Raw genomic sequence first — 17152 nt, forward strand, 5'->3', positions numbered from 1 at the left:
AGATCGTGAAATGGACCAACCGGGAAAGCGCTACACTTGGAATTATATCGGACTTTTGTGTTTTGTTCTTTTTTTATTTTCATTAGTTCCTATTTTATGGATTACTCAATATGCACATCCTTCCGCTGATGACTTTTCGTTTGGGGCTATCACGGCAGAAACCTGGGCAACCACTCATTCCGTGCCAGATGTTATTCGGGCTGCTTGGGAACAGTCCATGCAGCGCTATCAAGATTGGCAGGGGAGTTTTTTTGCTGTATTCCTCATGGCATTACAACCTGCAATTTTTGGAGCGCAATTCTATGGTCTAGGACCTTTATTTTTAATCCTGGTTCAAGTATTTTCAACTGCATTCTTTTTGAAGATTTTATTACAATCTTATATGGGCATGGGATTCGCAAGTTATTCCATAACGGCTTCTTTGCTACTCATCCTTACTATACAGTACTTTTATGCTCCTGCCGAAGGGTTATATTGGTTTAACGGTGGTATTTATTATACATTTTTCTACTCGTTATCTCTCATTTTATTCGGATGCATCCTAAAGCTTCTCTTAGAAAAAGCAATATATAAGCGTGTGGTTATGTCCGGTATCTGTATCTTGCTTGCCATTATGATTGGCGGAGGGAATTATACAACGGCCCTGTGTGTGACTATTCTTTTGGTCTGCTTGGTTGTTTTCTTGGGGTGGAAACGAGAAAAAGTGGAGCTCATCACCATGTGTTGCATTTTAATGGCAGTTTTCATTCCTTTTTTCATTAGTATTCTATCTCCAGGAAATATGATACGTCAAAATGCGGTGGGGGAACCAAGTGCAATCAAAGCAATTTTGCTCTCTTTCCTGTATGGACTTTATAGCTTGTCGAATGTCCTTACTGTTCCAGCTATCTGCATTTGGATATTTCTCTTGCCTATTTTGTTCCATTTTGCAAATAAAAGTTCCTTTTCTTTTTCACATCCAATTCTTGTCTTAAGCTTTTCTTTTTGCACTTACTGCGCACAAGCTACTCCTCCATTCTATGCGTTGGGTTTTAGCTTACCTGAACGGATTATAAATATCATCTATGCCAGTTCCTACTTGTTTTTACTGATTGATCTTTATTACATTTGTGGCTGGATCTCTCGAAAATGGCCGGAAAACCCTTTACATCAATATATTATGAATAGAACCAAATTGCACCCTTGGCGTTATTTTGTTGTGATGGCCACAATTTTTATGATTTCTTGCATAGGATTATGTTCTATATCCAAAGGTCCTGATGGGATGCCCGCCATCCAGCATCTCCCTGTGAGTATTGACGCATCGCTTTCTTTGCTATCTGGCGAAGCACAGCAGTACGATCAAGAATGGGATAAACGCGAAGCTGCCTTTCTTGATAAAAAAGGGGAGGATGTCCTTGTCTCTTCTCTTTCGGTTGCTCCCTCTATTCTAGTCTATGAAGATATTTCAGAAGATCCCGAAAACTGGCATAATCAAGTGCTCGCTTCCTATTATGGTCTACATTCGGTGGCTGTTCAGACGACGGATGAACCTTAATGAGAATAATAACTAGGTGGTTTCACATGGCTCTATCGTAAGAGCCTTCCGTTCCACTTATTACTACAAATAACAGAAATCCCCTAAGAAAGGTTATACCTCTCCCAGGGGATTCACTATTTGGAATATTCGTATCTATTCCCTTATCGTGCCATTCGATAACTCACAGGGACCAACCCCAACTCTTCCATAAAGCGAGGAAGACCCGCCTCAAAATTCACGCCAAAGCGGCGATCGGTTCCAACTTCTCGGGTACGGCGGATACTACCGCAAGTAAAATCAACCGCCAACTGCATTGCGTCGCGCAGACTCATTTCACTGAGCAGTCCAGACAAGAGGGCGCTTCCAAAGATGTCCCCTGTCCCATGATAAGCCCCTTCCACGCGAGGCGAGAAAGCATACGTGACGCGGCCAGTATCACGATCTAAACCAGCTGCTCCCAGCAATCCGGGGCTAAACCACACGCCAGTCAACACCACCAAACGCGGCCCCATTTCGCTGAGGCGTTGCAGTACTCCCTCAATATAGGCTCGGTCATATGGTCCATCATAGAATTCCTCACCCAGTAAAAAGGCGGCTTCCGTCAGATTCGGAACGACTAGATCCGCTTTTTTACAGAGCTTTTTCATCCCACGTGCCATTTCCGGCGTACAGGTGGCATATAGTTTCCCATTATCCGCCATAACCGGGTCCACCATCACCAACGTGTCACTTGTGCGGAAATCATCCACAATTTCGGACACAATGTCAATCTGCTCTGCAGATCCAAGAAACCCGGTGTATAGCGCATCAAAGGAAAGATGGAGGCTTTTCCAATGTGCTGCATATGCCCGCATATCGTCCGTCAAATCGCGGTATGTACAATTTCCCAAGCCGCCTGTGTGAGTAGAAAGTACTGCCGTCGGCATGACGCTCGTCTCCATACCCGCTGCGGAGAGGATCGGGAGCACGACCGTCAAGGAACACTTTCCAAATCCGGAAATATCGTGAATGGCTGCAACTTTTTTCTGTCTCATTGCCAAATACCGGGGCGCCGCCCCCCTCGCGCCTATTACGCAAGGTCCTATCTTTCTGTATTTTACGGCGGGATTCCCTGAAAATTCCCCATTCTTTTCAGGCGTATGGCCCTGGCCGTAGGCTTTTAAGCATAGACGAAAAGGCAGCCTCCGTCAAGGCGAAAAATGTAAAGAGATCGAAACTTTTTTGGGAAATATTTGCAACGCTGGCGGATCGAGCACCGTCTATTCGACCTTTTGTACAACCGCGTCCGCACGCTTATAGATGCTATTTTCCGGCACAAAGCCTCGCACCATAGAAAGCGGATAAACATTGGTGTGGCGGCCGATCACTGTTCCAGGATTCAGTACCGAGTTGCAACCCACCTCTACAAAATCGCCAAGCATTGCGCCGAATTTCTTGCGTCCAGTTTCTATGCGAGTATTGCCCACACATACTGTGACCAGCGTTTTGTCCGATTTAACATTCGAGGTGATGGAACCTGCGCCCATATGCGACTTATAGCCAAGAATGGAGTCCCCCACATAATTATAGTGTGGTACCTGTACGCAATCGAATAGAATGACATTTTTGAGTTCCGTCGAGTTTCCCACTACGCAATTTGCACCGACTAAAGCGTTTCCACGAATAAATGCACACTGTCGTACCTCTGTATTGGGCCCAATGATTGCTGGTCCATGAATATAAGCGGTCGGAAATATCGTGGCACTTTTCGCCACCCAGATATCTTCTCCGCGCTTTTCATATTCCTCTGTAGAGAGAGTCTCGCCCAGCTTAAGAATAAACTCTCCTATCCCGGCTAATGCCTCCCACGGATAGGTGTATTGTTCCAAATAGGTTGCCGCTGCTGTGTGAGAAAGATCGTACAGACTGCGAATAAACAGATTTTCCATCATGTAAAAGATGCTCCTTTATTGGGAAAGCATTTGGAAGGAGAAGTCCCCCAAATGCTTTCTGTTTTTCCTTATTATAGGATGTTCCTCCGTGCAGGTCAACGGGAATTTGGTAGGGTCCTCTGAATCCATCATCCAAAAAATAGATTATCCCTGTTTCCAGACCATTTCTTTGAGAAGAAGTAAATCCCCGGTACTGAGTATACCATCGCAGTTCAAATCTCCAGCTTTCCACTCTGCATCGCTCAGATAGCACCCGGTTGTCAAATATTCATATAACAACTGTGTGTCCGCGGAGCTGGGTTTACCTCGTCCGGTTATATCCCCTGGAATACAAGCGACGGCACGATCACTGACTTGACCATCAATCAACACTTCCATAAGGTCGCCGGTTGCTACACGTCCGGATGTCTTTATTCGTCCATCGGTTCCGGTCACACGGACAACGCCGGTATGCTCTGTGTAGGACTCTTCCAGTTCCGATACTGTAATCGGACCGTCAAACAGATATAAGAGGGTTTGCTCCGGTCTTTCCTCTGAAGACGTTCCGCTCTCGGAAGGCTGTGAACTTTCTCCTTCTTCGGATTCTTGAGGAAACTCCTCCTGTGGTAACAAGACGTATTCGGAGCTATCGAATTGATAGACTCGAACCGGCGTCAGATCGCTGACTTCATCCAATAATGGCGCATGTACCAGCAAAATTCTTCCTCCGGATTCCACACGGCAGGTTCGGTCATAGTCGCAGACAGCATTGCGAATGATTCTTGCCTCTGTCTGTTCATCCTCCATATGATAGCGGATAATTTGAATTGCTGGCGCATCTGTACCGCTTCCCTCCTCAATCACATCGGTGACATCCATCAGGAAGTAAAGATCCTGGTCTACACAAAAAACTTTTCGAAAACCAGGCCGTAGTGCAGCACTCAGGCGCACTTCCCACCCCGCAGTGGTTCTCCAGAGCTTCACCACATACATACGCTTTGTCCCCTCTGTACTGACTGCCACATAGCTTCCATCCTCACAGGGGAATAGAGCACGGTTGTCCTCTAACAGATAAGGGCTTTCAATTTGGTTGAGATCCGGTGGGTCAACTTCTTCTCCGCCAGAGACCGCAGCACTGTACCACGCGGCCGCTGTAAACAATAATACGGTCCAGAATAAAGCCGCAATCCCAAATCGCCGGATTCGCTTCGACTTCACAATCAGGCACCCCCTTTCCCTTACCTATATAGTAAAGGTTGGTAGAAAAATGTGGGGATTCCGTGAAGTATTTCGACGCATTCTTTAAAAAAGAAATAGAAAAAGCGAAAACCGGGTTAAACCCGGTTCTCGCTTTTTGGGGAGGAGTTGTATTGAAAAGGCGTGACAATCCTTGCCACGAGACTTATAAGCACAGTTTGTTTCATTTGTTTTCCTTTTTCTGGTTCCCATTATAATCCTAGGAATTGCCCCTGTCAACGAAAGAAAGCCCTCTCTAACTAGAATCTCTGTTTTGGACAAAACGAAGATTTTCAAAACACAATTTTAGTGAACATATCCACAGTTGTTTCGAAGCATTTCGTAAATATTCTGAGTTTATACGATCATAGTATGTATTTACTCAAAAACGACACGTTTTGGAGTCCCTTTGCCATTTTTCCTAGTAAAGCAATAAATCATATAGTTTCCCTGAGCGGGACTCTTCAAATAGGGCAAAAAGCTGTCGGCTTTTTTGGCAAACTGTGGTACAATAAACACAACGATTTGTATCAAACGGTGTTGTATATTTCACCGTCGCATTGACAAAGGAGTTTTTAAATCCAAAATGACTAGTCTAAAAAAGAATGATCTTGTTGAGATTTCAATCACCGGATATACTGCGGAAGGAAGTGGAATTGGCCACTGGAATGGTATGGCAGTTTTTATCCCCCTGACAGCGGTCGGAGATACCGTAGAGGCGCGTATTCTCAAAGTCGCTAAGACCCATGCCTTTGGAAAAATGGAGCATATCCTGATTCCTTCTTCTGCCCGAATACAATCCGACTGCCCGCAATTTCAAAAATGTGGGGGCTGTGTCTTCCGCCACATTCATTATGCGGAAGAACTCCGTGCTAAAGAACAGCGTGTACGGGATGCAATCGAACGCATTGGAGGATTTCAAAATATTCTCATCCATCCGATTCTTGGCGCTGAACAGCCGGATGGATATCGGAATAAAGCGCAGATTCCCATCGGCAGGACGCCGGATGGAGAGCTAACCATGGGATTCTATGCGAATCATAGTCATCGCATTATCGACTGTGCATACTGTCAATTGCAGCCTCCTTCTTTTCAAGCCGCTATGGATGCCTTCCGTACCTGGGCTGCTCTGAGTGGCGATGAACCTTACAATGAAGCAACCGGAAAGGGGCGCTTACGTCACCTTTATCTTCGCCAGGCTGAGGCTACTGGCGAGGAGATGGTTTGTGTGGTGGTCAATGGGAACGGAGTGCATAAGGAAGATATTCTTGTGCGTCTTTTACGAGAAAGGATACCTGGCCTAAAAAGCGTGATGATCAATACCAATCGCGAGAGGACGAATGTGGTTTTGGGTAAGAAAAACCGCGTCGTTTGGGGACAAGATTACATTACAGACCGTCTGTGTGATCTGGACTTTCATATTTCACCACTCTCTTTCTATCAAGTCAACCGCACGCAGGCAGAACGCTTGTATCGACAGGCGGCAGTTTACGCAGGTTTGACTGGACACGAAACGCTGCTAGACCTTTACTGCGGGACCGGGACCATTGGCCTTTCAATGGCTGCACAGGCGAAGCGTGTAATCGGTGTAGAGGTTGTCCCCTCTGCGGTTGAAGATGCAATTAAAAATGCGGAGCGCAATCATATCACCAATGCAGAATTCTTTTGCATGGATGCAGCAGAAGCTGCATTCATGTTAAGACAACGCGGAGAATATCCGGATGTCGTCATTCTCGACCCTCCACGCAAGGGCTGTTCTGGGGAATTGTTGCGTACCGTAGTGCAAATGTCACCAAAACGGATTGTCTATGTCTCCTGTGATCCTGCTACCTTAGCGCGTGATCTGCGTATTTTAGCCGATTTACATTATATCCCCCAAGAACTCACACCCGTAGACATGTTTCCTAGGACAGCACATGTCGAGACGGTTGTCTTGCTTTCCAAGGGAGAAATCGACTCGAAGAAGGTTCGTGTGGAGTTCTCACTGGAGGATATGGATATGTCCGGGTTCCAGAAGGGGGCGACCTACGAGCAGATCAAGGCGTATGTGTTGGAGCATACTGGCTTGAAGGTGTCTTCCCTCTACATCTCGCAAATAAAGCGCAAGTGCGGGCTGGATGTGGGGCAAAATTATAATCTGTCAAAGAAGGAAGATGCTAAAGTGCCAAAATGTCCGCCGGAGAAGGAAGCGGCGATCAGGGATGCGTTGAAATATTTTCAGATGATTTAAGAGTCTATTGAGCAAAAAAGCAGTAAATCAATTTCAGATTTACTGCTTTTGCTGGCCGGGCCGGTGAGCTACGAGCATTCATGACTTTTTGATAACTTGTTCCATACTGATATATTAAGCGGAAAGTTGTGGCCCTGTATTTTCAGAGGGAAACGAATGCTCCTTGAATATATCCCACAAAATATGCCATCGCTATACTCAGTGCAATGCAACATATACATAGTATTTCAGCAATTACCTTTTTTTCGATTATTTCATTTATGGACTTTCCGTAATCAATAGTAGACCATACCATTGAAAGCAAAAATAGAATTGAAATCCATTGAGTATGAAATGATAGTCCCATGCTAACAAATACATAGTTTGAGATGATGTAAAAAGCGCTTCTGACTACAACTTCTGTCACTTTTACAATCCGATTTCTCATAGAATTCTCCCTCTCTGATAATACTGTGGGCGGCAGCACTCCTTGCTGTCGCCCCTTGATTGCCTATCTGCAAAGGCGGGCGGGGCTGTCAACGGCGGCGCTTGCGCCGTTCATCTTGACCGTTGACTGGCTCGGCTGGCTTTGCTATTCCGTGATCTCTTTCAGTTATTGTCAAAGGAAATGTAGATAGTTAGACTATTGGGTATGTAGCTGATACTTAACCACTTTTCGTCGTTTGATAAAAGTGTCCCGATAGAAACATAGTTTTCTCCCTCGATTTCCTCTGACACATTTTCAATTACGGAAAAGCCTTCTTGGTTCAAAAGCTCCATATACTCGTTATAGTCGTTTTCGCTAATACCGGTAAGGTTGATATTACAATTCTCATGTTCTGTATCAAGTGTAGCCCATGCAACCGTACCAGGCGCAACAGGAAGCCCCTCTGTGTACTCATTCTCAGGCCAAACACCCTCGTCCAATTTTGTAACACTATTAGATTGCGTATTGTTCTCATTGCTTGTCGGTGTAGATGAGGTATTTTGATTAGAACACGCAGCCAAAAAAATCATAATCATGATTGTGAATACAGAAATATATTTCTTCATTGGTTACCTCCTGTTTTTGTGTATGGTTCGGATAATTAACAAAAGAGCAATAGCTGTTGCTGCAAACCCAATAGCCAAAAGGATTTGCGAAATATCAAAGGCAAACGCGCCCTCAATCTGTATATTTGTTGTCGCGTCGGCTTGTCCGATTGCTCCTTCTGGTACTTTTCCTGATTGTGTAACAGCATATACCGAAAAGGCAGCAGCCGCGATAACAAGCGCAGCAAGAGTAGAAATGATACCGTTCCGTTTTTTCGATTTGGTGTTATCAATGCCAAACTGTTCTGCGGTGCTGTCTGCAAATTCTTTTGGCGTCCCCAAACGCTGGATAATCTGCTGCTCTGTTTCTCCATGCTCCATAGCAGACGCAAAAACTTCATTCAAGTCACGTACAACCTCTTTTTTCATTTTGCGTGGTAAAGATAGTTCCTTTTCAACCTGTTTGATATATTGTTCTTTCATTTGGATACCCTCGCTTGTTGATAACTTTCTATAAAGCCGTTTACGCAGTTTTCATAGCTTGACCAAAATAAGATTAGTTCATCAAGTACATTCCTGCCTTTATCCGTTAAAGAATAATACTTTTTTGAGCCGCCATTTGCCGCAGCCGGAGCCAATCGGCATTTGATTAGTTCTGCTTCCTGCAAACGATACAAAATGGGGTAAATGGTTCCCTCTTTCGCATATCCCAAAACAGACGCACTATTGTTCAATTCAGTTATAATTTCATATCCATAAGTTTCCTTGCGTCCGATTAGGCACAAAAGTATCATTTCCAGAGAGCCTTTTTTGAATTGCTGGACATATTTGTTATTCATATCGTCGCCTCTCTTTAGCTTTGCTATTTAGGCTCGCTAAGTAGCAACTATATTATATCTCTTCCGAAGTATCAGAGTCAATAGGCTTAACGAAAAAGTTACAAGATGTCTGTGTAAGGTAATGACAGAATAGCGGTGTGCTGGCAAACTATGCTTTATTTTGTTTTTTATCTAAATCATTCAATAGGGCGGTAGCATCCCTATTGGCAAGGGGATTCCAAAAGGGAACAGCGTTCTCCTTTGTCTGGGGTGTTCAGAGGGGATAGTGTTCCCCTTTGACCGGAAGAATCCAAAGAAACCGGCGGTTTCGTGGCACACGATTTTCCGTAGGAAAGTCTAGTGTGTTATACCTTTGTGGAGCAGATGGCAGCCGGAATTGTAGCACACCCTGAAAAGTGTGGCCACAGTTGCGGCGTTCTGGCGGGAAAGGTTGCCCCTTGCGGGGCAGCATAAGCGACAGAAAAAGGCTGGCAGGCGGTGCGGGCAAGCACTGTCTGTCAGCCGTGTCATTTGCGGAACAAAGGTATATCAAAGCCCCCGTCAGCCGCTGCTTCCCATCGTATCAGAACCACCACGGCAGCTTTCCGCGCAGGCTGTCCATCGCCTCGCCCTCCACCTTCTTTGTCCGGCTCTCGCTGAGATGGAAATGGAGCGCCGCGCCGATCAGCGGGTGCTCGATTCCATCGGTAAAGCCATAGCGGTACAGCAGATAGGTCTGCTCTCTGGCTGTCAGCTTGTCCAGCGCCGCATACAATTCTATCAGCTGCTCTTTTTGGATATAGATTTGCTCCGGCGTTTGGGTGTGAGGGTCGGCTATGGCTTCGATCCGCAGCATCCGTTCATCCTCTGAGAGAACGTCATCCAGATATACTCTCTGGAAGCCGGGGGCGTCTTTCTTATCCACCATCCGTTGCTCAAATAAACCGAGGGCGGCGCGGATGCAGTCCGTCATGGCGTTGCGGAGCGCCGGTGCTGCATAGGTCAGAAATTTCATGCCCCGTCCGGCATCAAACAAAGGGATCGCGTTCAGCAGGCCGATACTTCCCTCCTGCATCAAATCATCCAAATCAATTCCAATATCATTTTCATCCAGCCCCATGTTTCGGTATTGCTCCAGCGCAATTTTTCGGATGAATCCCAGATTCTTTTCCAGCAGAATGTCACGGGCAGCCGTATCCCCTTTCTGTGCCAGTCTGCACAGCTGCTCATTGCTCCGGGTCGGCATTTTGCTTCTCCTGCGCGTGGTCTAAGGTGGATTGGAGAAATTCCGTCAGCGCCTGACCGAACTTGTCTAATGCTTCCTTTTGCACACCGTCCATCCCCGCTGCGCTCTGGGTGACGGCGGCGGAAATCATTTCGGGCGTGATGGTCGGAGTATGAACATCCGCCCCTTTGGTGAGTTCGGTAAACATCTGCTGAGTGATGCCCTTGGTCAAGGACTGCGCTGCTGTGAAATCGTTGCCGATCTCTTTCTTCACTTCCCGCAGCGCCGCCATAAATGTGTTCTGTATCATCGTCAGGTCTGCCTGATATACGGGAACTTTCTGCCGGTTGACAGTTCTGGCCGCCTGCACCGCAGCGTCTGTTTTATTGTTTCGGCGTAGCATGGCGCTGAGAGTAGTAAGCATCTGGTTCTGTCCGGCGAAACCGGCGGCCAGCGTATCGTCAAAATATTGCTCAATCATATAGGTGACTTCTGCAAAGCGAGGGCTTTCCAAAAGGCGGTTGACGATCTCTGCATTGGCTTTTCCGGTGTACAGATTCCGCGCCGCCTGCACCGACAGGCCCAGTTCTTCAATATCAAAATTTGTCCGGTCGGGCGTGTTGACTTCCCCCAGCAGGAAATCTGTGGAGACTTCAAACACTTTCGCAATGCGGAGCAAATGTTCTGTGCTGATCTTATCAGTCTTACCGCTGACAAACCGGCTGATGGCGCTCTCGGTGCTGCCGATGCGGGTCGCCAGCTGTGCCTGGGTAATTTTATGTTCCTTCATAAGCTCCTGCATCCGCTGCCGGATATTGCCGGGCAGATAGGCTCCCTCCATGTGACGCACCTCTCTTCTGAAAACTCTCTTTATCCATTATACCTGATAAAACCAGCGCGGGCAAATGCTTTCCGCTGGCTTCGCCGCTCTGAGGTCTTGCATTTTTGCAAGATTTCAGGGCGGCGTTTTTTCATTTCTTGCACTTTTAGCGGATTTTTCGGTTTATAGGCTTTTTCCCCGTATATTCAGGCAGACGGGCAGATACCGTCAATAAATAATGGAGGACAAAGCCTATGAATTTATTTGAAACTGTAAAATCCGCTGTCACCGTGAAGCAGGCCGCCGAATACTACGGCTGTAAGGTCAACCGGGGCGATATGATCTGCTGCCCCTTCCACGATGACCGGCATCCCAGCATGAAGCTGAACAGGGATTATTTCTATTGCTTTGGCTGCGGGGCTACCGGGGATGTGATCGATTTTGTGGCGCGGCTGTTCGGCCTGAGCAGCTACGAGGCCGCAAAGAAGCTGGCCTATGACTTTGGCATCGACCCGGACAAGCCCCCGGCAGCGATGGCTTTGAAAAAGCCCTATCCGCTGGCGCAGGATTTCCGCAACGATGAGATACACTGCCAGCGGGTGCTCTGCGATTATCTGCATCTGCTGGAACGCTGGAAGGTCGAATATGCCCCGCAATCGCCGGAGGATGAACTGGATGACCGCTTTGTGGAAGCCTGTCATATGATCGAGTATGTAAATGATTTGTTGGACGTTCTCATGTTTGCGGAACTGAAGCAGCGTGTGAAAGCGGTGGATATGCTGCTGAAGGACGGCACTATCACCGCGCTGGAGCAGCGGCTCAGACGTCTGGAAAAGGAGGTGCAGCACCGTGGCGAAGAACGAGCAATCGCGTGAGGCCAACCAGCCCATCTGGTTTGACGGCAAGAGTATCAATGAAGCCCTGTTTTGTGATGATTTTCTCGGCAGACACAAAATCATCTACACAAACGGGGCTTTTTTCACGCCTGATGGCCGCGTGACCGATGAGCTGCCACTGCGTGGAGAAATTTTTGAGGAACTGAAATGCTGTGCGGTCAGCAATATCCCCCGCAAAATCAGCAATATCGTGGAGCTGATGAAGCTGGCGGCGCTGGTAGAGGATTTCCCGCCGGAGGCTGACCGCATTCATCTGGCAAACGGCACGTTGTTTCTGGATGGCTCCTTTACGGAGGGAAAACCGGACATCGTGCGTTGCCGCCTGCCGGTGGCCTATAATCCCGATGCGCCCACGCCGACCCGCTGGCTGGCTTTTCTGTATGGGCTTCTTTACCCGGAGGACATTCCCACTTTGCAGGAATATATCGGCTACTGCCTGATCCCCAGCAACAAGGGACAGCGCATGATGGTCATTAAGGGCAATGGCGGCGAGGGTAAGAGCCAGATCGGCGCGGTGCTGTCCGCCCTGTTCGGCAGCAACATGAAGGACGGCAGCATCGGCAAAATTTCCGAGAACCGTTTTGCCCGCGCTGATCTGGAACACATTCTGCTGTGTGTGGACGATGATATGCGGATGGAGGCACTGCGGCAGACCAACTATGTCAAATCCATCGTCACCGCACAGGGTAAAATGGATTTGGAGCGTAAAGGCAAGCAGAGCTATCAGGGATGGATGTGCGCCCGGCTGCTGGCATTCAGCAATGGCGACTTGCAGGCTCTCTTTGACCGCAGTGATGGCTTTTATCGGCGGCAGTTGGTGCTGACCGCCAAAGAGAAACCTGCCGACCGTGTGGATGATCCCGACCTGGCAGAGAAGATGAAGGCCGAGGTGGAGGGCATTCTGCTGTGGGCTTTTGCGGGATTGCAGCGGTTGGTAGCGAACAACTTCAAGTTCACCGAGAGCCAGCGCACCAGAGAGAACCGGGAGGCCGTCAAGCGGGACAACAATAACGTGTTTGATTTTCTGGAATCCGAGGGCTATATCCGGCTGAAAGCGGATGCGTCCATCAGTTCAAAGGATTGCTACGACATTTACCGGATGTGGTGCGAGGAAAATAGCCTGACTGCACTCAAACGCCGCAGCTTCAGCGATGCGCTGGTGGCAGCCTGCGGTAAGTACAATCTGGAACACTGCAACACGATTACCAATTCGGCAGGACGCCGGGTATGGGGCTTTATGGGGATCGAGGCAGTGGCAAGGCCGCATATAAACGAGTTTACGGACGCTTCACAGTGTACGTACGTACCGGAAGACTGGCGGGATTGATTTCCGATCTGGTCGCCGGTACGTATGTACGCAGCGATTGACCCTGTTACCTCATATATTGTAGAGGCGCTTCATTTGGATAAAGTGGTCGTGCCCATTTTGGGTACACCTATTTTGATGTGTAAAAGTGGTTATGGATATTTTGTCCACCACCAGAACCGTGAAATTCTTCGCGCTTTTGTGCTGTGAAATAGGTGTGGTCATTTTGACCACACCTGAAGCGGTCAGTAAAAGCGGTAATTTTGCAGGCATATTTTAGAGCAATCTCAAAACAGCGAAATGTTTCTCTTTTATCCGTATACAGTTCGCCGGATGGCGGCTCACGGAACGACGTACAGATTGCAGCATTTTGTGACAATACAGCCCGAACAGTGAAAAGTCCCGCATTTCTGTGAAGTCGAATATTCCGCCGTTGACCAACGATACGCAGGGAATCATTTCTATCGCAAAACAGCATTTGCACAAATTTCACCATTGACCAAAGCCGGTGCGCTCCCCAGCGTAGCCGGTTCTTTTTATGACGCAACCGAAAATCATGTTTTATCTATCAAGTGACAAAGGGCTTCACTTGCGAAAATGGAGGAATATATTTTATGAAGTCAAGTATCCGAAACGAAATCAAGGCGCAGATCATCCGCGCCGGTTACACCATGCAGGAAGTCGTTGACCAGCTGCACGATGAGTATGGGTGGAGCGACAGCGTATCCAATCTTTCCGGAAAATTGCAGCGGGAATCGCTGCGGTATCGGGAGGCCGTGGAGTTGGCTGACGTGCTGGGATATGACATTGTCTGGCAGAAACGGAGGGATTGAGTATGGAAAAAGCACAATACGCGATTATGCGATTTGCCAAATATAAGGGGCCTGAAATCGGCAATATCGAGGCCCATAACGAGCGCACAAAGGAAAAGTACGCCAGTAATCCCGATGTGGATACCAGCCGAAGCAAGTACAACTTCCATCTGGTCAAACCGCCCGGCAAGTACCGGGCCGAGTCAGAGAGGCAAATTGCCGCTGCCGGATGCCGTACCCGGAAAGACAGTATCCGTATGATCGAGACGCTGTTCACAGCCAGCCCGGAGTTCTTTAAGGGAAAGAAACGGGCGGAAATTCGGGTATTTTTCGAGGAAGCTCTGCACTTTCTGGAACAGCATCAGTCCAAAGAGACAATTATATCCGCCGTGGTGCATATGGACGAGAAAACGCCCCATATGCACCTTTGTTTTGTCCCTTTGACGGAGGATGGCAGGCTCAGCGCCAAAGACATCATGGGCAATAAAAAGAAGCTGACCTGGTGGCAGGATGAGTTTTGGAAACACATGGTCAAGAAGTTTCCAGATTTGGAGCGTGGCGAGAGCGCCAGCCTGACCGGGCGCGACCATATCCCGCCCCGCGTATTTAAGGAGATGACCAGACTGACCAAACAGAAAAGCAAACTGGAGGATCTGCTCACTGGAATCAATCCCTTTAACGCCAAAAGCCGGGCGGAGGAAATCTGCAAGATTCTGGATAGCTATATTCCCAGCGTGGAGAAGATGGACACGCTGCTGCGGAAATATGGCGTGGCTTTTACGAAAACAGCATCCGAAAACAAAAAGCTGAAAACGAAAAATGCCGAGCTGGAAGAATCTCTTGCATCGGCGCAGAAGGTCAGCACCCTAAAGCAGATCGAAGACCTCAAGCTGCGGCGCGACTATGACAGTGCCGTGGCGATTTTGGAACAGATACCGGCAGAAGTTTTGAACATCTATGCGCAGAGCAGCCATAGAGGAAAGGAGCGGCCTATTGAGCAAAGTTTATGATGATCCGAAATATAATGCGGCATTTGACCGCTGTGTTGATGTGATGGCGCGGCTGTTGCAGAAGTACGGGCCACAGCTGTTGGGGCAGATGCAGGAGACTGAGAAGGATGGCCGTACACAGTCTGCGGTATCAGGAAAGCAACCCGTTCCTGTGTATCAGGAATTTGACAAAGCCGCTTGATATAAATTAAATTTACACGTTGCGTATTTGTTTGGCGTATGCTATAATAAATACGCAACGTGTATTTTTGCTTTATGGGGTAAATGAAATGGACTGCAAAACCAAAATAAAAGAATTGCGGGAAAGCACTGGCATGAATCGCAAGGAATTTTGTAAATATTTTCAGATTCCCTATCGGACTGTGACAGAATGGGAACTGGATAACCGCCATGCGCCGGAATATGTGCTCCGTTTGTTGGAGTACTACATTCAGAATGAAGGTCTGGCGAAGAAGAAAGTTACGGATGAATGTTCAGAGATGGAAGAAAGGGGCGGCCTGCATGAAAAAAACTAAAACAAAATGCTATCTCTACACACGGGTATCTACTTCCATGCAGGTGGACGGATACAGTCTGGATGCTCAGCGAGACAAACTGCGGAAATACGCTGAATACGAAGATATGGTAGTGGCTGGTGAATATTCTGATGAAGGCTTTTCCGGCAAGAATATTCAGGGCAGGCACGAATTTCAGCGGATGCTGCAAGACATTCAGGACGGCAAAGACGGTGTGGAATATGTGCTGGTGTTCAAGCTGTCCCGGTTTGGCAGGAATGCCGCTGACGTTCTGAATTCCTTGCAGCTGATGCAGGATTTCGGTGTCAATCTGATTTGTGTGGAAGACGGCATTGACAGTTCCAAAGATTCCGGCAAGCTGATGATTTCTGTCCTTTCTGCGGTGGCAGAGATAGAGCGTGAAAATATTCGGACACAGACGATGGCCGGACGGGAGCAGAAAGCCCGTGAAGGAAAATGGAACGGCGGCTTTGCCCCTTATGGATACCGTCTTGAAAAAGGCGAACTGTTGATTGCTGAGGATGAAGTGGACGTGATCCGCACCATCTTTGACCGCTATATTCACACCAACGATGGCGTCAGCGGTGTGGCGAAATATCTGAACCGGCAGGGCTTTGTGAAGAAGCTGCGGCAGAACGGCACCATTCCCGGTTTTTCCGCCAGCTTTGTGAAAAGTATCATTGACAATCCGGTATATATGGGGAAAATTGCCTATGGCAGACGCCGGACAGAGAAGAAGATTGGTACCCGGAATGAGATGCACGTGGTTGAACAGTCGGAGTTTCCCGTGTACGAGGGAAAGCACGAGGCTATCATTTCTGAAGAAGATTGGAATCTCGCGCAGGAGAAACGGAAAGTCAATGCTTATCGGCGCGAGAAGGTCAACGATCCTACCCATGCGCATATTCTGTCCGGCATTCTGAAATGCCCCTGCTGTGGTAAAAGCCTATATGGGAATATTGCAAAAGCCCACAGCAAGGACAAAAAGACCCGCTATTACTATTACTGCAAGAATACGGTAACGCCAACAGGCCACGAGTGCACTTTCCGGCTGAACATTGAACAGACAGAGATGAACCGCATGGTAGCGTCAATTATCTCCGCTATGGTCAGCGACCCACGGTTTGCGGATGCAATCAAGGCGAAAATTGGCTCCGCTGTCGATACGAACGACTTAGAGAAACAGCTGGAAGCGTTGCAAGCGCAGCTTCGGCAGACGTTAGGCACAAAAGCCCGCCTGGAACGGCAGATGGACGGTTTGGATGTGAATGACCCGTATTATGACCGGAAAATTTCTGATTTGCAGCGTCGCTATGACGAGCAATATGGTAGAATAGATGAGATTGAAGTCCAGATTGACGATGTGCAAAGCCAGATACGGAGCATCCGGCAGGAGAAAATTTCGGGTAATAATATCTACCGCCTGTTGCTGGCATTCGATCAGGTCTATGAAGCAGCCTCCGAAGTGGAGCGGAAGGAGTTCATGCGGGCGTTTATTGAGCGGATTGAGTTATTCCCGGAAAAGCAGCCGGATGGCAACTGGATTAGGAAGATTATCTTCAACTTCCCTGTCCCGGTGAATGGAACAGAAGTGACAGAATTGCCCTTGGAAAATGAAACAATGGTCGAGACGGTATGTTTATTATCCAAGCGGAGCACAGATGAACCTATCGGTAATTTCCCGTTTCATTGACCGATGGCTCTTTCTATCTCAGAACAGATGAGTTTTTGTATAAATGATTCTGTTCACCAGCATCCTTGAAAATACCATTCCAACGAACTTAAGTATTCCAATATTTCTTACGTAATAGAAAAGGTCTTTTTCCTTTTAATTGACACGATCT

18 protein-coding genes are annotated in these 17152 nt (G+C 47.7%); 9 read left to right on the top strand and 9 right to left on the bottom strand.

The genetic code is table 11. From position 1 onward, the window contains the following. The first annotated feature begins 10 nt into the window (after positions 1–10). Complete coding sequence (locus B9Y59_RS12095) at positions 11–1537, top strand: DUF6056 family protein (RefSeq protein ID WP_085533738.1); 1527 nt, start codon at positions 11–13, stop codon at positions 1535–1537. 143 nt (positions 1538–1680) lie between these two features. On the opposite strand, the gene B9Y59_RS12100 is transcribed toward B9Y59_RS12095, so the two are convergent. The 3 genes from B9Y59_RS12100 to B9Y59_RS12110 form a co-directional block, all read right to left on the bottom strand. Then, positions 1681–2553 carry a pyridoxamine kinase gene (locus B9Y59_RS12100; protein WP_085533740.1) on the bottom strand — a complete coding sequence of 291 codons (873 nt, stop codon included), beginning with the start codon at positions 2551–2553 and terminating at the stop codon, positions 1681–1683. Between the two features lie 225 nt (positions 2554–2778). After that, the gene (locus B9Y59_RS12105; RefSeq protein ID WP_085534631.1) at positions 2779–3447 is read right to left on the bottom strand and encodes an acyltransferase; all 669 of its coding nucleotides are present in this window, start codon (positions 3445–3447) and stop codon (positions 2779–2781) included. Between the two features lie 147 nt (positions 3448–3594). After that, a complete protein-coding gene (locus tag B9Y59_RS12110) occupies positions 3595–4647 on the bottom strand; it encodes a dockerin type I repeat-containing protein (RefSeq protein ID WP_085533742.1) in 1053 nt (350 codons plus the stop codon). Positions 4648–5251: 604 nt separating this feature from the next. Here B9Y59_RS12110 and rlmD point away from each other — a divergent pair. Further along, positions 5252–6895 carry a 23S rRNA (uracil(1939)-C(5))-methyltransferase RlmD gene (gene rlmD, locus B9Y59_RS12115; protein ID WP_085533744.1) on the top strand — a complete coding sequence of 548 codons (1644 nt, stop codon included), beginning with the start codon at positions 5252–5254 and terminating at the stop codon, positions 6893–6895. A gap of 588 nt (positions 6896–7483) precedes the next feature. Here rlmD and B9Y59_RS12125 read toward each other — a convergent pair. From B9Y59_RS12125 to B9Y59_RS12145, 5 genes are all read right to left on the bottom strand, one after another. Further along, positions 7484–7927 carry a hypothetical protein gene (locus B9Y59_RS12125; RefSeq protein WP_015534247.1) on the bottom strand — a complete coding sequence of 148 codons (444 nt, stop codon included), beginning with the start codon at positions 7925–7927 and terminating at the stop codon, positions 7484–7486. Positions 7928–7930: 3 nt separating this feature from the next. Further along, complete coding sequence (locus tag B9Y59_RS12130; RefSeq protein ID WP_015537323.1) at positions 7931–8389, bottom strand: DUF1700 domain-containing protein; 459 nt, start codon at positions 8387–8389, stop codon at positions 7931–7933. Then, a complete protein-coding gene (locus tag B9Y59_RS12135) occupies positions 8386–8745 on the bottom strand; it encodes a PadR family transcriptional regulator (RefSeq protein ID WP_015534245.1) in 360 nt (119 codons plus the stop codon). The genes B9Y59_RS12130 and B9Y59_RS12135 overlap by 4 nt, the downstream gene beginning before the upstream one ends. Before the next feature lie 562 nt (positions 8746–9307). Further along, entirely contained in the window at positions 9308–9970 is a 663-nt protein-coding gene (locus B9Y59_RS12140; protein ID WP_015534244.1) for a sigma-70 family RNA polymerase sigma factor, read from the bottom strand. Further along, entirely contained in the window at positions 9951–10790 is an 840-nt protein-coding gene (locus B9Y59_RS12145; RefSeq protein ID WP_015534243.1) for a helix-turn-helix domain-containing protein, read from the bottom strand. The genes B9Y59_RS12140 and B9Y59_RS12145 overlap by 20 nt, the downstream gene beginning before the upstream one ends. Before the next feature lie 233 nt (positions 10791–11023). Here B9Y59_RS12145 and B9Y59_RS12150 point away from each other — a divergent pair, with 233 nt between their 5' ends. Both B9Y59_RS12150 and B9Y59_RS12155 read left to right on the top strand, forming a co-directional pair. Next, complete coding sequence (locus B9Y59_RS12150; RefSeq protein WP_055040426.1) at positions 11024–11644, top strand: CHC2 zinc finger domain-containing protein; 621 nt, start codon at positions 11024–11026, stop codon at positions 11642–11644. Further along, on the top strand, positions 11619–12992 hold the full coding sequence (locus tag B9Y59_RS12155) for a DNA primase family protein (protein WP_055040425.1): 1374 nt from the start codon (positions 11619–11621) through the stop codon (positions 12990–12992). The genes B9Y59_RS12150 and B9Y59_RS12155 overlap by 26 nt, the downstream gene beginning before the upstream one ends. 109 nt (positions 12993–13101) lie before the next feature. Here B9Y59_RS12155 and B9Y59_RS12160 read toward each other — a convergent pair whose 3' ends face one another. Beyond that, positions 13102–13467 carry a hypothetical protein gene (locus B9Y59_RS12160; RefSeq protein ID WP_055040424.1) on the bottom strand — a complete coding sequence of 122 codons (366 nt, stop codon included), beginning with the start codon at positions 13465–13467 and terminating at the stop codon, positions 13102–13104. A 118-nt stretch (positions 13468–13585) separates the two neighbouring features. Between B9Y59_RS12160 and B9Y59_RS12165 the strand changes: the two genes are divergently transcribed. From B9Y59_RS12165 to B9Y59_RS12185, 5 genes are all read left to right on the top strand, one after another. Then, positions 13586–13804 (top strand): hypothetical protein, encoded by a 219-nt coding sequence (locus B9Y59_RS12165; protein ID WP_015534241.1) that lies wholly within the window; start codon positions 13586–13588, stop codon positions 13802–13804. 2 nt (positions 13805–13806) lie between these two features. Further along, the gene (gene mobV, locus B9Y59_RS12170) at positions 13807–14793 is read left to right on the top strand and encodes a MobV family relaxase (protein WP_015534240.1); all 987 of its coding nucleotides are present in this window, start codon (positions 13807–13809) and stop codon (positions 14791–14793) included. Next, a complete protein-coding gene (locus B9Y59_RS12175) occupies positions 14777–14974 on the top strand; it encodes a hypothetical protein (protein WP_055040423.1) in 198 nt (65 codons plus the stop codon). The genes mobV and B9Y59_RS12175 overlap by 17 nt, the downstream gene beginning before the upstream one ends. An 88-nt stretch (positions 14975–15062) precedes the next feature. Then, positions 15063–15308, top strand: coding sequence for a helix-turn-helix domain-containing protein (locus B9Y59_RS12180; protein ID WP_055040422.1), 246 nt, complete (start codon positions 15063–15065; stop codon positions 15306–15308). Beyond that, a complete protein-coding gene (locus B9Y59_RS12185; RefSeq protein ID WP_085533746.1) occupies positions 15295–17001 on the top strand; it encodes a recombinase family protein in 1707 nt (568 codons plus the stop codon). Before B9Y59_RS12180 ends, B9Y59_RS12185 begins: the two co-directional genes overlap by 14 nt. Positions 17002–17152: the final 151 nt, after the last annotated feature.

Origin of the sequence: Anaeromassilibacillus sp. Marseille-P3371 (assembly GCF_900169665.1) — a bacterium.
Classification (GTDB): Bacteria; Bacillota; Clostridia; order Oscillospirales; family Acutalibacteraceae; genus Anaeromassilibacillus.